Source organism: Pseudactinotalea sp. Z1739, assembly GCF_049725055.1.
GTDB lineage: Bacteria > Actinomycetota > Actinomycetes > Actinomycetales > Beutenbergiaceae > CALKWS01.
The window spans coordinates 356,840-371,388 of the sequence record NZ_JBMPQA010000002.1; the positions used below are offsets into that span (position 1 = coordinate 356,840).

Sequence of the window (14,549 nt, forward strand, 5' to 3'; positions counted from 1 at the left end):
ACCCGCCCCTCACTATGCTCAGCGCTATGGCAGTCACCGACCACGCGATCACCAAAATCAAGTCGATGATCATGAGCGGTGAACTGAAGCCCGGGATGCGGCTGCCGCCGGAGAAGGAACTGAGCGAGCGCCTGGGGCTCTCCCGCTCGTCGATGCGCGAGGCGGTCAAGGCCCTGGAGGTGATCCGGGTGCTGGACGTGCGCCGCGGCGACGGCACCTATGTGACCAGCCTGGACCCGACGTTGCTGCTCGAGGCGATCTCGTTCGTGATCGACCTGCACGACGATACCTCGGTGCTGGAGATCTTCGAGGTGCGCCGGATGCTGGAGGAGGCCGCTGCGGCGCGCGCCACCAGCCGGATGAGCGATGAGCAGATCGCCGCCCTGCGCACCGACCTGGACCAGGTGGCCAAGGCCGCGACGGTGGAAGAGTTGGTCGAGCACGACCTGCGGTTCCACCAGGGCATCACCGACGCAGCCGGAAACAACTACCTGAGCAGCCTGATCGACTCGATCTCCAGTGCCACCGTGCGCGCCCGGATCTGGCGCGGCATCACCCAGGCCGGCGTCGTCGAACGCACCCTAGCCGACCACACAGCCATCCTGGATGCGATCGAGATGCGTGACCCGGACCTGGCCCGTGCCCAGGCCGCAGCGCACATCGCCGGGGTGGAGCACTGGCTGCACGGCGCCGCCCGGCTCACCGAGGACTGAGTCATCACGCTCGTGGCGGTCCCGTCCTAGCCCCAGGCGCTCGGGTCGCCGTCACCGGGGGGGTTCATGCGGGGTTTCAGACGGACCTTGGGCATCGGCGGGGCCGGCAGGCGCTGCACCGACCCGGTATAGCCCTGGACCCGTCCGAATCGTTCCGAGCCTGCCTCCCACTCCGTGCGGTAGTCGACGATCTCCTCATGGGTACGACCGATGAAGTTCCACCACATCATCACCGGCTCCGCGAACGGTTCACCACCCAGCAGCATCACCCGGGCGGGCCGGTCGGTCGGGTTGGTCAGCCACAGCCGGTCATGGCCCGGACTCAGATAGCCGAGTTCGCTCGGTTCCAACTGCGTCTGCTCCAGGTGCACCGGCCCGGCGTCCACCAGCACTCCGTACTCGAAATCCGCCTCGACATCGAGAGTGATCTCGGCGCGGGGATCGAGCAGCAGTTCAGCACCCAGCAGCGGGCTGTAATCGGGCACCGGGGAGGTATGGCCGGCCAACGACCCGATCAGCACCCGCGCCTCAGCGCCCTGGAGGGCGAGCGGTTCGGGGACGTGGTGGGTGAAGTCCCGGGTGGAGTGCCGGGAGGCCTCGGGCAGCACGGTCCACAACTGCACCCCGTGCAAGGTGTCACACCCGGGGGTGGAGACCTCCGAGTGGGCCACGCCGTGCCCGGCGGTCATGATGTTCACTTCCCCGGGCCGGACCAGGGCGTGGGCGCCGGTGGTGTCCCGGTGTTCGATCTCTCCGGTGAACAACCAACTGACCGTCTGCAGGCCGGTGTGCGGGTGCGGCGGCACGTCCATCCCACCAGTGCTCGAGACATCGTCGGGGCCGTAGTGATCGACGAAGCACCAGGCGCCGATGAGCGACCGGGCCCGCTGCGGCAACGTCCGGCGCACCCGCATCGCCCGCGGCCCCCCGAGGGGCACCTCCCGGCTGGTGATCAACTGCACATCGCCCATGCCGTTCACCCTGGCACAGACGGAAGGGTGCGGCAGTCCCAGCGGCGGCGACCGGCCTTGCGCTGAGACCCCCGCGTCACCTCAGCGCAACAGACCCCGCTGCAGCAGGTTGCGGTAGAAGTCGTCGATACCCATCGTCCACGGCTCGGCCTGGTGGCTGTGCGTGACCCGGTTCACCAGCGACCCGAGACCGGGCTCACTGATGGTGACGATGTCGCCCAGGGCGTGGGTGAAGCCCGAACCACCTTCCCCGCGGTCCTGGGTGGGGGCGAACAGCGTACCCAGGTACAGCGCGAACCCGTCGGGGTACTGGTGATGGTCACCGATCACGTGGGAGACCAGGTCCTCCGGGTCCCGGCTGATCTTCGACAGCGGGCTGTTGGCCTCCAGCCGGAACCCGTCGGTGCCCTCGATGGTCAGCGTCACGTCCGCTGCGCGCACCTGGTCCATCCGATAGCCCTCGTCGAACAGGCGCAGGAACGGGCCGATCGCGGCCGAGGCGTTGTTGTCCTTGGCCTTGGGCAGCAGCAGCGCGGAGCGACCCTCCACATCGCGCAGGTTCACGTCGTTGCCCAGCGTGGCCCCCACGACGCGCCCGGTGGAGGAGACCACCAGCACCACCTCGGGCTCGGGGTTGTTCCAGGCCGAGTCCGCGTGCAGCCCGACCTCCACCCCGGTGCCCACACTGGCTAGCACGGGTGCCTTGGTGAACACCTCGGGATCCGGGCCGATGCCCACCTCCAGGTACTGGCTCCACCAGCCCCGCTCCACCAGCATGTCCTTGACCCGGGCCGCTTCCTCCGAGCCGGGCTTGAGGTCCTGCAGCGACCCGCCCACCACCGAGCCGATCTGCTCACGGATCTTCGCCGCGGCGCCGGCGTCGCCATGGGCGCGCTCCTCGATGACCCGTTCGATCATCGACACCGGGAAGGTCACCCCGGCGGCCTTGACCACGTGCACATCCACCGGCGAGAGGAACCCGGGCAGGGACGCATCCCGCCGCTCCGGCGGGGTGTTGGCCACGATGGCCGACGGCGACCCCAGGCTCGGCCCGTCCAGCCCGGCCGCGTAGCCGGCCGGGTCGGGGTGCTCGGTGATGTCGCGCACCGTGGCCACCGAACCGCTCAGGTCGATCACGTCCTCGGCCGTCACCCGCACCACCGAGGGCCCCCCGGCTGCCGGGTCCCAGACCCGGCCGATCAGGGTGGCGTCGCCGACGTCGTCGGGCAGCAGTTTCGCGGTGGTGAGGGTCTCGTTCAGGTCCGCGCTCATCGGGACGTCTCCATGGGGTCGGTGTCGGTGTCGGCACTGGAGTCGGCGTGGGCCCGCTTGGCGCCGGTCACTGCCGCCCTGCCGGCGACCTCCTGCCATCCGGGGCCCTCGGGGAAGGTCCAGCGCTGCCGCGACGCGGTGTGCATCTCGGCGCCGATGCCGGGCTGTACGGGCGCCTGGTAACGGCCGTCGCGGACCCGCACCGGTTCCACGAAATGCTCGTGCAGGTGGTCGACGAACTCAATGTAGCGGTCCTGCTGGGAGGTGGACACCACCGCGTAGTCGATGAAGGAGAAGTGCTGCACCAACTCGCACAGCCCCACCCCGCCGGCGTGCGGGCAGACCGGAACCCCGAACTTGGCGGCCAGCAGCAGATTCGCCAGGTTCTCGTTCACCCCGGCCACCCGGGTGGCGTCGATCTGCATGATGTCGATCCCACCGGCCTGGAGCAGTTGCTTGAACACGATCCGGTTCGCCACCGCCTCACCGGTGGCCACCTTCACCGGCGCCACCTCGGCGCGGATCCGCGCATGCCCCAGGATCTCATCGGTGCTGGTGGCCTCCTCGATCCACCACGGGTCGAACTCGGCCAACGCGTTCACCCACTCGATCGCCTCGTTCACGTCCCAACGCTGGTTGGCATCGATGGCCACCCGAAGGTCCGGACCGAGTTCGCGACGGACCAGATCCATGCGCCGCCGGTCGTCCTCCAAGGAGCCGCCCACCTTGAGTTTGATCAGGTCGAACCCGTCGGCCACGGCCTCCTTGCTCAACCGGATGAGCTTCTCATCGGAGTAGCCCAGCCAGCCCGGGGTGGTGGTGTAGGCGGGGAAGCCCTCGCGCTGGAGTTGCTCGATCCGTTCGGCCTTGCCTTCCTGGCCCCTGCGCAGGATCTCCAGGGCCTCCTCCGGCGTGAGCGCGTCGGTGATGTGGGTGAAGTCGACCGCACGCACGATCTCCTCCGGCTCCATTTCCGCGATGAACCGCCACAGCGGTGTGCCCGCGCGGCGGGCGGCCAGGTCCCACAGGGCGTTGATCAGCGCCCCGGCGGCCATGTGGCTCACCCCCTTCTCCGGGCCCAGCCAGCGCATCTGCGAGTCGTGTACGAGCAGTTTCGCCGCCGCGCCCAGGTCCGCCAGCAACTCATCGGTGTTCTTGCCGATGAGCAGGTCACCGTAGGAGTCGATGGCCCGGGCCACGATCTCGTTCCCGCGCCCGGCGGTGAACACCAGGCCGTGCCCGCTCTCCCCGGACTCGGTGGTGATCTGCACGTAGGCCGCGGAGTAGTCCGGGTCCACATTGACCGCGTCGGAGCCGTCCAGCTCCAGGGAGGTGGGGAACCGCACGTCGTCGGTGCGCACCGAGGCGATGGTGGTCATGAAGGTCCTTTCGGTTAACGGGCGGCTACCCGAGAACTCCGGGCAGCCAGGTGGTGAAGAACGGGATGAAACTGATCAGCAGGAGCACGGCCACCAGCGGCACGTACACCGGCACCACTCCGCGGATGATCCGTGAGACCGGTATGTCGGTCACGCTGGACAGCACGAACAGCACCAGTCCCACCGGTGGGGTGAGCAGGCCCAGCATCAGGTTGAAGATGATCACCGAGCCCACGTGCAGCGGGTCGAGCCCGTACAGGGTGGCCACCGGAGCCAGCACCGGGACCAGCACCAGGATCGCCGCGGTCGGCTCGATGATCGCCCCGATGATGAACAGCAGCACGTTCAGCAGCAGCAGGAACACGATCGGGTTCTCGGTCAGGCCGAAGATGAACTCCCCGGCCAGTTGCGGGACCCGTTCACGGGCCAGGACCCAACCGAACAACGCCGCTGCGCACACGATGATCAGCACCGACCCGGTGGTCTCCACCGTGTTCTGCAGCACGCGCCTGACGTTGTGCCAGTTCATCGCGCCGTAGAAGATCGCCAGTACGGTCATGTAGACCACGCCGATCCCGGCGGCCTCGGTGGGGGTGAAGATCCCGCCCAGGATCCCGCCGAGCACCACGATTGCCGCGCCCAGCGCCGGCAGGGCCTTCAGTGACAGCGTCACCTGGTCCCGGACACTGGCCTTGGCCAGGCGCAGGTCGTTGCGCTTGCGCAGGGAGACGAACACCGTCACGCACAGCACCGTGAGCAGCAGCAGCGCGGGCACGATCCCGGCGATGAACAGCGCACCCACCGAGATCCCGGCGGTGACGGCGTAGATGATCGCCGGGATCGACGGCGGCAGGATCGGGGCGATCAGCGATGAACCGGCCGTGATACCCAGCGTCAGGCCCTCGGGATAGTTCCGCTTGAGCATCGCCGGCACCTGCACCCGGCCGAGCGCCGCGGCGTCACTGATCGCCGCGCCGCTCATCCACGCGAACCCGAAACTGGTGAACACGTTGACGTAGCCCAGGCTGCCGCGGAAGTGACCCAGCAGCGCGGTGGCCGCATTGAACAACCGGTCGGAGATGCCGGAGACGTTGGCGATGTTGCCCAGCATGATGAACAGCGGCACCGCCAGCAACGGGAACGTGTTCACCCCGGAGACGGTCTGCTGGGCGGCGATCTGGAAACTCGCCGAGCCGTCCAGTACGACGTACACCAGGGCCGGCACCAGCAGGGCCCACGCCACCGGGACACGCAGCCCCAGCAGCAGCAGCAGAGCCAGAACCATCCACAGAACGGTCATCTCTAGAGTCCGATCTTTTCGATGTCGTCCTGCTCCTGGTACCGGCCCGGGTACCGGGCGGCCAGGTATATGTTGAACGCGGCGTGCACTGTCATCAGCACCGACCCAACCAGCAGCGCCGCATAGACCAGGCTCAGCGGAAGGTCGGTGGCCGGGGCATGCAGCCGGCCGGTTGCGCGCACCAGGTCCCACCCGCCGTAGGTCAACACCGCCGAGACCACCAGGACCACGAAGTAGGCGAACGCGTCGATCGCGGCGATCACCCGCCCGGAGGAGCGAGCCGAATAGAGCAACACGGTGATGTGACGGCGGCGCGCCATGACGAAGGCCGCGGACATGAACGCGAACCAGATCAGCACGAACCGGGCCAACTCTTCCGTCCATACGAACGGGGAGTTCAGCACGTACCGGGTGAACACCTGGATCCCGATCAGCACCAGCAACGCGGTGAGCAACCACATCGAGAGCACGCGCTCGATGAACACCACCACGCCGTATATCCGGGACTTCTTCTCCAGGTAATCCTGGTCAGTGGGCGCCGCCGTCACCGTCAGGACCCTTGGATCTCGAGGTAGAGGTCACCCCAGGCGAAGTTCTCCGGCACGATCTCCATCGCCCGCTCCCGGAAGTGGTCGAGGTCGACGTTGTCGTTCACGGTGATCTCACCGGTCTCGCGCCACTCCTCGACGAAGTCGTTCTCCTGCTCCTCGATGCAGTCGCGCACGGCCTGGGTGGCCCCGACCATGGCGTCCTCCAGGGCGGTGCGGTCCTCATCGGAGAGGGAGTCCAGGTACTGGTCGCTGGTGACCACCATGACGCCCTGGATCATGTGCCCGGTCAGGTTGATGTAGTCCTGCACCTCGTGGAAGCCCTGGCTGGCGATGGTCGGGATGGGGTTCTCCTGGGCGTCGATGGTGCCCTGCTGCAGGGCCAGGTACACCTCGTCCAGGGCCATCGGGGTGGGCGAGCCACCCATGATCTCGGCCATGGTCAGGTACAGCGGGGCGTCTGCGGCACGCAGGGTCACCCCCTGCAGGTCGGCGGAGGTGTTGACCTCCACGTTCGAGGTCACGTGCCGGGTGCCGTAGTACCAGGAGGCCAGCACGTTCAGACCCGACTCCTCGGCCAGGTCACCCCAGACGTCCTCGGCGATGGGGCCATCGAGGACTTCCTGGAAGTGGTCCACGTCCCGGAACAGGAACGGGGCGTCGAACATCGCCGCCTCCTCGTGCCACACACCCAGGAAGGAAGGGCCGGCCACAGCCAGTTCGAGGCCACCACTGGCCACCTGCTCCAGCAGTTCGGCCTCATTGCCCAGTTGCGCCGCGGGGTAGTCGTCGATGGAGATGCCGCTGCCCTGCAGCCCGTCCTGGATGGCCGGGACGCCGCAACTGCCCACCGGGTGGGAGGGGTCGTAGACATAGGCGAACCGGGCGGTGGTGGTCTCCACGTCGTCGGCGGTGTCAGTGTCGTCGGCGTCGTCCTCGGTCACCTCGGTGCCGTTGTCGTCGGTGTCGGGGTCGGCGTCGCCGGAGCCGGGTGCCTCGCTGGAGACGCAGGCGGTGGCGACCAGGCCGATCGCGGCGAGCATGCTCACCTGGCTGACGATGGTGCGGGTGCGGGTTTTCATCTCATTCTCCTTTGAACTTCTGAGTGCTTTCGGGGGTCGGGGCGTGGGTCGTACGGGTGGGGCTTTCCTAGGAAGCGGGGTCATCTCGGGCCTGGTCGTCGGGTTGGAGGAGGGGTGTGTGGTGGGCTTGGGCGAGGTCATTGATGGCGGTGACGGTAGTGGCGGCCACCTCGATGGTGCGGGTGTGCCGGGCGGCGCGGGCCAGTTCGATGTCTCCGGGTGCGTGCACCGCTCCGGGCTCGCCGGCACCGCGCACGGCCTCCCGCAGGGTCTGTACCCGGGCGGCGGTGTGGTCGGTGCCACCGAAGAAGGCCGGGTTCAACGCGATCAGGGTGTGGCCCACGTTCATCCGGGAGGCGGGATTGACCCAGATGTCCTCGGTCTCGAAGGCATAGGCCGCTGAGCCCAGGGCCGCCGACAGCCCCTCCAGGGCCACCATCAGTGCCGAACCCTTGTGGCCGCCCATCGCAACCAGGGCCCCGCGCAGGGCTTGGTCGGGATCGGTGGTGGGCCGTCCGGTCGGGTCCACCGCCCAGCCGGGGGGAATCTGCTCACCGGCGTTGGCGGCCTCCACCACTTTCCCGTAGGCCCCGGCACTGGTGGCGATGTCTGCGGTGAGGTGGCCCTCGGGGCCGGCGGGTAGGGCGATGGTCAAGGGGTTGGAGCCCAGGATGGTGCGGTGCGCCCCGTGCGGGGCGGCCACGGGGCCGGTGGTGGACGTGATCAGGGCTACGCAGCCCAGGTCTGCGATGAGGTCGGACCAGTAGGCGCCGGCGCCGTAGTGGGTGGAGTCCTGGACGACGACGGCCACCACCGGGCTGGCCTCGATCCGTTCGGCGATGAACTCCACCGCCTGGCCCATCGCCACCTGCCCCAGGGCGCCGTCAGCGTGCAGCAGACCGCCGCCGGGGTGGGAGTTCACCCAGCGCATCTGGGCCCGCGGGTTGATGCCCCCGGCTACTAGCGCGCTCAGGTACAGCGGCAGGCGAAGCAAACCGTGTGAGGCGGTGCCACGGCGGTCGGCGTACACAAGACAGTCGGCGGTCAGGTGCGCGTCGTCGTCGGGCACTCCAACGCCGCGCAGCAGGGCGGCGGCCACGTTCCGGGCGTGGGCGACGTCGAGGCGGACTTTGCTCATGCGATCGTCAGCTCCTCAACCCGATCCAGGTCCCAGTCGATGCCCAGTCCGGGAGCGTCCGGTGCGCTGGCCCGGTCCCCGTCGATCTCCACCTGGGCGCGGGTCAGGGTGGTCAGTTGCGGGATGTGCTCCACGTAGCGCCCGTTCGGGATGGCCGCCACCAGACTCACGTGTAGTTCCATCAGGAAGTGGGGGCAGACGTCCACGTTGGACACCTCGGCCAGGTGGGCGACCTTGAGCCACGGGGTGACGCCGCCGATGCGGGCCACATCGACCTGCACGATCGCCGCGGCGTTGCTGTTCAGGTAGGTGCGGAACTGGGCCGGACTGTACAGGGTCTCCCCCACCGCGATCGGCACCGAGGTGCGCCGGGCCAATTCCACGTGACCGAGCACGTCATCGGCCGGGAGCGGCTCCTCGAACCAGGCGATCCCGACGGCGTCGTCGAAGGCGGTAATGCGGCGCAGCGCCTCGGCGCCGGTGAAGGCCTGGTTGGCGTCGATCATGATGTCGACGTCGTCACCGACCACCTCGCGCACCGCTCGGAGCCGTTCGAGGTCCTCGGCCATGGTGGGTTTGCCGACCTTGACCTTCAGCGCCTTCCAGCCCTTGTCCCGCATCGCCTGGGCTCCGGCGATGAGGTCGTCGGCGTCCAGGTGCAGCCAGCCGCTCTCGGTGTCATACATCGGGACCAGGCGCCGGTAGCCGCCGGCGGCGATCCACAGTGGTTCGTTCTGCCGCTGGGCCTTCAGGTCCCACAGGGCGGTGTCGACGGCGGCCAATGCCAAGGAGGTCAGCGCACCGGTGGTGGTCGCGCGGGTGGAGCCGTGCAGGGCGGACCAGATCGCCTCGATCCGGCGGGCGTCCTGACCGGGCAGCTGGGGCACGAACACATCGCGGAGCAGGGCCATCACCGCGCTGCCGCCGGTGCCGATGGTGTAGGTGTATCCGCGGCCGGTGAGCCCGTCGTCGGTGCGGATCTCCACGAACGGGGTCTCCTGGGAGGTGAAGCTCTGGATGGCGTCGGAGCGGGGCACCTCGACGGGGATGTCGAGCATGCGGACCGAGACGTCGATGATTCGGGACACGGGGCTCCTTGCGGGGTCAGGCGGAGAACAGGTGGGGATGGGCGGCGACGAGTTCGCCGCGGGCGGCGGTGAGCAGTTGCAGGTGGTCGATCAGGATCAGTACGGCGCGCTCGGCGTCGTTGGCCCGCACGGCTTGGTGGATCTGGCGGTGCTGGGCGATGGCCACCTCGTCGTGGCGCATGGTGCGCAACTCCAGGTAGCGCATCCGCATCAGGTGCACCCGGGCCTGTTCCACCATGTGCAGCAGCAGGAGGTTTCCGGCCACCCGCATGAAGATGGCGTGGAACTCCCCGTCCAGGCGGGCGAAAGAGGCCAGGTCGCTCTGGCTCGAGGCGTGGTCCTGCTCGCGCAGGTTCTCCCGGATCTGCTCGTCGTAGCGGCGGAACTTCAACTCCGCCGATCGCCAGCGGTCCGCCGCCTTGCGGATTGCGGTGACCTCCAGGCTGTTACGGATCTCCTGGGCTTCGATGATGCGCTGGATGGACAGCGGGGCGATCTGCGCGCCGCGCTGGGGCAGTACCTCGATCAACTCCTCCTGCTCCAAGCGGGTCAGGGCCTGACGCACCGGGGTCCGGCTGGTCTCGTACCGGGCAGCCAGGGAGTTCTCGAACAGCATCGTGCCAGGCTGCAACTGCAGGGTGGCGATCTCCTGGCGCAACTCGGTGTAGATCTGCACGCTCAGCGACTCGCGAGCCTGAGTGGTCATCGAAGCCTCGTTGATCTCGGTGGTTGGCCGTCACCCTACTTGGACACAAGTTGGCCGACAAGGGTTGAGTGCTCCGATGTTTGATTACGATCCGGTGATCGTTACCCCCGGAGCGGCGGAGGACGGCGCTAATACATCGGAGCAGGCAGGTCTGGCCCTGCTGACCGTCCCGGTGTTCATGGTCGCCATCGACATGACCGTGCTCTTCCTGGCCACCCCGACGATCGCCGCGGCGCTGGAACCCACCGCCACCCAGCAGTTATGGATGCTGCACATCGGGGACCTGGTCGGCGCCGGGCTGGTGCTGACCGCCGGGCGCCTGGTGGACCGGTTCGGCCCGCGACGGCTGCTGGTCATCAGCGCACTCGCCTACGGCAGTGCGAACCTGCTGGCCGCCTACGCCCCCTCGATCGAGTACCTGATAGCCGCCCGGGCGCTGATCGGCTTCTCGGCAATCTCCATGATCCCGGCGGGGATGGCCCTGCTGCGGCGCATGTTCACATCCGATGCCCAGTTCTCCCGTGCCGTGGCCGTCTTCATGTCGGCCTTCTCCGGCGGGGTGGCATTCGGCCCACCCATCGGCGGCGCCCTGTTGGAGAACTTCTGGTGGGGGTCGATCTTCCTGCTCAACGTACCGATCGCGTTCCTGGTGGCGCTGTTGGCGCCGACCCTGCCCAAGGTTCCCGGGAGCGGGGTCGGTCGGATCGACATGGTGAGTGTGCTGCTGTCCCTGACCGCGGTGGCGCTCGTGGTCTACGGTGGCCAGGAACTCGCCTCCCGGAACGTGGGACCGCCGCAGGTGGCAGCGGTCGCCGTCGGTCTCGTCGCGGGCCTGCTGTTCATCCGGCGTCAACTCCGGCTGACCACGCCGTTGCTGGACCCGGCACTGTTTGCCTCCCGGTCGTTCACCGTGGGGCTCGTGGCGATCCTGCTGGTGATCCTTGCCACCGCTGGTGCCGACATGCAGTTCGCCCAGTACTTGCAGGTCGGGCTCGGGCACTCCCCGTTCACCGCCGGCATGCTGCTGATCATCCCCGCGACGCTCTCCATCGTCGCGACCGTCTTGGCGCCGCCATTCCTTCGGTGGGTCCGGCCGAGCGCGGTCATGGGAACAGGCGTACTGATCGCCGCCGGTGGAGCGCTGCTGATGGCCGTATTGCTCCAGGGCGAGGCGTCGGTGGCGCCGGCGCTGGCGGCGGTATCGATCATCGCTGCCGGCGCAGCACCAGTCTTCGCGCTCGGCGCGGTCATCATCGTCAACAGCGCCCCCGCGGCGCAGACCGGCTCGGCCTCGGCGAGCACCGACGTCGCCGGGAGCCTCGGGAACACCATCGGACTGGCCACCGGGGGAACGATCGCCTTCGTCAGCTACCAGAGCAGACTCGGAGGTACCCTGCCGGCCGGTCTGGATGAGGCCACGCGCGAACTGAGCCTGCAGAGCATCGGCTCGGCACTCGCGACCGCCCGGTCGCTACCGGACGAACTCGGCGTGCCGCTGCACGCTGCCGCAATCGACGCCTTCGCCGTCGCCACCCGGAACACCTACGCCTTCGCGACGCTCGGACTAGCGGTACTCGCGGCGGTGATCCTGTGGGGTCTGCGGCACGCGCGCATCGACTCTGACCCAGGCGTCGACGAGGTCGGCAGCGAGAACCCGCCGAGCGGGCACGACGAGTCCGGCGACGAGGGGCGGGCCCTGCCCGAGGACACACCCGTGCCGCAGGCGCCGACGGCAACGGGCCCTGCGAGGGCCGAGTGAGGGAGCGGAGTCTCACGCCGGCAGTCGAGGAATCCGGGGGCAGGGGGTTCAGTGCCTACTCGGCGTTCTTCGCCCGCGGTGAAACGGGCCGCTGACAGCCCCCGGACCGCGACTCCCGCACCGTTTTCGCGCGCCCACCGGTACGGCGTCCGACCAAGCGCCCCGCATCGCCGCTCAGGGCAGCACGCCCTCCAGATAGACGGCGATGCGCTCGTCGGACCAGCCGTGGCCCTCCCGCAGCCCTTGCGTAAGCATGGCCAGGTAGGCCGCGGTAGGGGCCACGTGCTCGGCACGGTCGAGCCCACCCGGGCTGGTGAAGGTCAGCATCGGCAGCCCATCCCGTGCACCGACGTCCACCAAAGTCTCGTACCGACCAGGCCCGACGCGGTGGCTTGAGTCGGTGAGGCCACCGGCAAGGAGTTGCTCCAGCGGACCGTTGGCCACCGGCTCCCTCCGCATTTCCTGGGCGGTGATGTCGGCGAACTGCCCGACCGTGATCCGGTAGGCCCGCGCGGGCGTGGGTCCGGGCTCGTGGTGGTCGTAGAAGGCCATCCCGCCGCCCCAGGTCAGCGAGTGCCCGGCGAAGTAGATCCGCCCGGGTAGGTGGACGGCCACAGCCTCGGTGGGCGGGCTCGGGTCCCGCGCTCCCGGGTAGGTTCGAGCTCCGCCCGGTGGGCAGCCACCTTTCAAGTAGCACAGCAGCCGCTGCCGGCTCATGTTCGAGCCGTAACTGACATACCAGACCTCGTCCATCGCGCTGTGGTTTCAGACTCCGATTCCGGCGGCCACCATCTCGACTGGTACCAATTCCTGTCTCGCCGAAAGGGTCTCAGCCTTCGGTCGCACTCACCTCGGCCTCGGAGCGCAGGATGCAGAACTCGTTGCCCTCCGGGTCAGCCAGGACGACCCACCCGGTGCCCGGACCGTACTTGCCTCGACGATCGGCCACCTCACGGGCGCCCAGTTCGAGCAGGCGCGCCAGCTCGGTGTCCCGGTCACCCTCGGTGGGACGAAGATCCAGATGGATGCGGTTCTTCTTCGACTTGGGCTCCTCCACCTCGAGGAACAGGATCCGGTGACTGCCGTCAACGTCCTGGATCATGCACTCCGCATGCCCCGGCTCGTTCGGGTCGCCGGGCACGTCACCGTAGTCCAGCACCTGCTTCCACCATTCCGAGATCTCATAGGCGTTACGGGCGTCGATGGTCGTATGTGACACGAAGGAAGTCATGGGAGCCACTTTCCCAGGGCCCGTCTGCACACACCAGCTGTTTGGTCAGCGCCCGGCCTTCTCCAGCGTCCCGAACGTGCGCCGGTAGGCCTGGGGGGACACGCCTCGTTCCCGCAGGAAGTGCTGACGCAGGGTGCCGGCGTTGCCGAATCCGACCTGGTCGGCGACCCACTCCACCGACCCGTCGCCGCTCTCCAGCATCTCCTCGGCCGCGGCCACTCGCTGACTGACCACCCAGGCGTGCGGTGTCTGACCCGTCTCGGCCCGGAAGCGCCGGGCGAAGGTCCGTGCCGACATGTGCGCGCGGCGCGCGAGTGCCTCCACGCTCAGATCCTCCTGCAGGTTCGCCACGATCCAGGTCAGCAGGGGTCCGAGGGTCTCGGCCCGGCAGTCCGGGACCGCTCGGGCGATGTACTGGCTCTGGCCACCGGAGCGGTGCGGGGGCACCACCATCCGCCGGGCCGCGGTCGCTGCGGTGCCCGCACCGAAGAGTTCGCGCATCAGGTGCAGGCCGGCGTCCAGCACCGCGGCCGCACCGGCACCGGTGGTCAGGCTGCCGTCGGTCACGTACAGCACGTCCCGGTCCACCACGGCCTCGGGGAACATGGCGATCAGACGGTCCGCATAACGCCAGTGCGTGGCACACCGCCGACCATCCAGCAGGCCGGCCCGTCCGAGTGTGAAGGCCGCGGTGCAGTGCGAGAACAGGCTCCGGCCGGCGGCGTCGGCCTCGCGGAGCAGGTCCAGCACGTCCGAGTGATCGGCGGTTATGTCCTGCTTGGGGGCAACGCAGATCAGGTCCGCATCCCTCGCGGCGTCCAAGCCGTGCTCGACGTGCAGATCGAAACCGGAGTTGGCTCGGATCCGGCCCGGCTCGGGAGCACAGACGACGAAGTCGAACACCGGGTTGTCGTCATCGGGGTGGTAGGGCTCGTCCCAGAGTTCACACAACGCGCCAAGCCCGAACGGCTCGACGCCGTCCTGCACGATCACCGCGACCTTCCGCATCCCACCAGCATCCTGCACCGATGGCAGGAAATCAATGGGTAGCAATATATCTGCCACCGCATCGCCCGGAGGACGCCACGAGACGGTTGGCAGGAACTAATCGGATGTTGGCATATCTGCCACTGGTGGCAGAGACGCAATGGGCGCACGATAACTGCCATGTTTACTCTCATCGTCGTACTCGCCTTGATCCTGTCCCTGGTGGTCTTCACCGTCCGGACCGTCTACCGCGACGGTTACGGCTCCGCCCCACCCCCGCGTTCGGACTATGAGCACGCTCCGCGCATACTGCCCTGACGCCATCGCCACGCCGGCTCGAACCCACTCTTGAGTTCACCGCCGCCTGCGCGCCTG

General features: G+C 68.4%; 15 protein-coding genes. 3 read left to right on the plus strand and 12 right to left on the minus strand.

Features of this window, described 5'->3' with window-relative positions; all coding sequences use genetic code 11:
• Nucleotides 1–26 precede the first annotated feature (26 nt).
• The gene (locus ACO0LV_RS04085) at nucleotides 27–713 is read left to right on the plus strand and encodes a FadR/GntR family transcriptional regulator (protein WP_424786589.1); all 687 of its coding nucleotides are present in this window, start codon (nucleotides 27–29) and stop codon (nucleotides 711–713) included.
• Between the two features lie 26 nt (nucleotides 714–739).
• Here ACO0LV_RS04085 and ACO0LV_RS04090 read toward each other — a convergent pair whose 3' ends face one another.
• From ACO0LV_RS04090 to ACO0LV_RS04130, 9 genes are all read right to left on the minus strand, one after another.
• The gene (locus ACO0LV_RS04090; protein ID WP_424786590.1) at nucleotides 740–1,684 is read right to left on the minus strand and encodes a pirin family protein; all 945 of its coding nucleotides are present in this window, start codon (nucleotides 1,682–1,684) and stop codon (nucleotides 740–742) included.
• An 81-nt stretch (nucleotides 1,685–1,765) separates the two neighbouring features.
• Entirely contained in the window at nucleotides 1,766–2,956 is a 1,191-nt protein-coding gene (locus ACO0LV_RS04095) for a fumarylacetoacetate hydrolase family protein (RefSeq protein ID WP_424786591.1), read from the minus strand.
• Nucleotides 2,953–4,335, minus strand: a complete 1,383-nt coding sequence (locus ACO0LV_RS04100) for an enolase C-terminal domain-like protein (protein WP_424786592.1) — start codon at nucleotides 4,333–4,335, stop codon at nucleotides 2,953–2,955. Before ACO0LV_RS04100 ends, ACO0LV_RS04095 begins: the two co-directional genes overlap by 4 nt.
• A 25-nt stretch (nucleotides 4,336–4,360) precedes the next feature.
• A complete protein-coding gene (locus tag ACO0LV_RS04105) occupies nucleotides 4,361–5,635 on the minus strand; it encodes a TRAP transporter large permease (protein WP_424786593.1) in 1,275 nt (424 codons plus the stop codon).
• Between the two features lie 2 nt (nucleotides 5,636–5,637).
• Entirely contained in the window at nucleotides 5,638–6,183 is a 546-nt protein-coding gene (locus ACO0LV_RS04110) for a TRAP transporter small permease (protein WP_424786594.1), read from the minus strand.
• 2 nt (nucleotides 6,184–6,185) lie between these two features.
• Nucleotides 6,186–7,265, minus strand: a complete 1,080-nt coding sequence (locus tag ACO0LV_RS04115; RefSeq protein WP_424786595.1) for a DctP family TRAP transporter solute-binding subunit — start codon at nucleotides 7,263–7,265, stop codon at nucleotides 6,186–6,188.
• Between the two features lie 67 nt (nucleotides 7,266–7,332).
• The gene (locus ACO0LV_RS04120) at nucleotides 7,333–8,403 is read right to left on the minus strand and encodes an Ldh family oxidoreductase (RefSeq protein WP_424786596.1); all 1,071 of its coding nucleotides are present in this window, start codon (nucleotides 8,401–8,403) and stop codon (nucleotides 7,333–7,335) included.
• Complete coding sequence (locus ACO0LV_RS04125) at nucleotides 8,400–9,491, minus strand: mandelate racemase/muconate lactonizing enzyme family protein (protein ID WP_424786597.1); 1,092 nt, start codon at nucleotides 9,489–9,491, stop codon at nucleotides 8,400–8,402. Before ACO0LV_RS04125 ends, ACO0LV_RS04120 begins: the two co-directional genes overlap by 4 nt.
• A gap of 16 nt (nucleotides 9,492–9,507) precedes the next feature.
• Nucleotides 9,508–10,197 carry a GntR family transcriptional regulator gene (locus ACO0LV_RS04130; protein WP_424786598.1) on the minus strand — a complete coding sequence of 230 codons (690 nt, stop codon included), beginning with the start codon at nucleotides 10,195–10,197 and terminating at the stop codon, nucleotides 9,508–9,510.
• 76 nt (nucleotides 10,198–10,273) lie between these two features.
• Here ACO0LV_RS04130 and ACO0LV_RS04135 point away from each other — a divergent pair, with 76 nt between their 5' ends.
• Complete coding sequence (locus ACO0LV_RS04135) at nucleotides 10,274–11,956, plus strand: MFS transporter (RefSeq protein ID WP_424786599.1); 1,683 nt, start codon at nucleotides 10,274–10,276, stop codon at nucleotides 11,954–11,956.
• A gap of 174 nt (nucleotides 11,957–12,130) precedes the next feature.
• Here ACO0LV_RS04135 and ACO0LV_RS04140 read toward each other — a convergent pair whose 3' ends face one another.
• From ACO0LV_RS04140 to ACO0LV_RS04150, 3 genes are all read right to left on the minus strand, one after another.
• The gene (locus tag ACO0LV_RS04140; protein WP_424786600.1) at nucleotides 12,131–12,709 is read right to left on the minus strand and encodes a histone deacetylase; all 579 of its coding nucleotides are present in this window, start codon (nucleotides 12,707–12,709) and stop codon (nucleotides 12,131–12,133) included.
• Nucleotides 12,710–12,785: 76 nt separating this feature from the next.
• Entirely contained in the window at nucleotides 12,786–13,187 is a 402-nt protein-coding gene (locus tag ACO0LV_RS04145; RefSeq protein ID WP_424786601.1) for a VOC family protein, read from the minus strand.
• Nucleotides 13,188–13,232: 45 nt separating this feature from the next.
• Nucleotides 13,233–14,195: a GlxA family transcriptional regulator gene (locus tag ACO0LV_RS04150; protein WP_424786602.1), complete on the minus strand. Its 963-nt coding sequence runs from the start codon at nucleotides 14,193–14,195 to the stop codon at nucleotides 13,233–13,235.
• A gap of 159 nt (nucleotides 14,196–14,354) precedes the next feature.
• Between ACO0LV_RS04150 and ACO0LV_RS04155 the strand changes: the two genes are divergently transcribed.
• Entirely contained in the window at nucleotides 14,355–14,492 is a 138-nt protein-coding gene (locus ACO0LV_RS04155; protein WP_424786603.1) for a hypothetical protein, read from the plus strand.
• Nucleotides 14,493–14,549: the final 57 nt, after the last annotated feature.

Coding starts and splice junctions, on each gene's coding strand:
- ACO0LV_RS04085 (WP_424786589.1), top strand. CDS start 27: ATGGCAGTCACCGACCACGCGATCACCAAAATCAAGTCGATGATCATG.
- ACO0LV_RS04090 (WP_424786590.1), bottom strand. CDS start 1,684: ATGGGCGATGTGCAGTTGATCACCAGCCGGGAGGTGCCCCTCGGGGGG.
- ACO0LV_RS04095 (WP_424786591.1), bottom strand. CDS start 2,956: ATGAGCGCGGACCTGAACGAGACCCTCACCACCGCGAAACTGCTGCCC.
- ACO0LV_RS04100 (WP_424786592.1), bottom strand. CDS start 4,335: ATGACCACCATCGCCTCGGTGCGCACCGACGACGTGCGGTTCCCCACC.
- ACO0LV_RS04105 (WP_424786593.1), bottom strand. CDS start 5,635: ATGACCGTTCTGTGGATGGTTCTGGCTCTGCTGCTGCTGCTGGGGCTG.
- ACO0LV_RS04115 (WP_424786595.1), bottom strand. CDS start 7,265: ATGAAAACCCGCACCCGCACCATCGTCAGCCAGGTGAGCATGCTCGCC.
- ACO0LV_RS04120 (WP_424786596.1), bottom strand. CDS start 8,403: ATGAGCAAAGTCCGCCTCGACGTCGCCCACGCCCGGAACGTGGCCGCC.
- ACO0LV_RS04130 (WP_424786598.1), bottom strand. CDS start 10,197: ATGACCACTCAGGCTCGCGAGTCGCTGAGCGTGCAGATCTACACCGAG.
- ACO0LV_RS04135 (WP_424786599.1), top strand. CDS start 10,274: ATGTTTGATTACGATCCGGTGATCGTTACCCCCGGAGCGGCGGAGGAC.
- ACO0LV_RS04140 (WP_424786600.1), bottom strand. CDS start 12,709: ATGGACGAGGTCTGGTATGTCAGTTACGGCTCGAACATGAGCCGGCAG.
- ACO0LV_RS04145 (WP_424786601.1), bottom strand. CDS start 13,187: ATGACTTCCTTCGTGTCACATACGACCATCGACGCCCGTAACGCCTAT.
- ACO0LV_RS04150 (WP_424786602.1), bottom strand. CDS start 14,195: ATGCGGAAGGTCGCGGTGATCGTGCAGGACGGCGTCGAGCCGTTCGGG.
- ACO0LV_RS04155 (WP_424786603.1), top strand. CDS start 14,355: ATGTTTACTCTCATCGTCGTACTCGCCTTGATCCTGTCCCTGGTGGTC.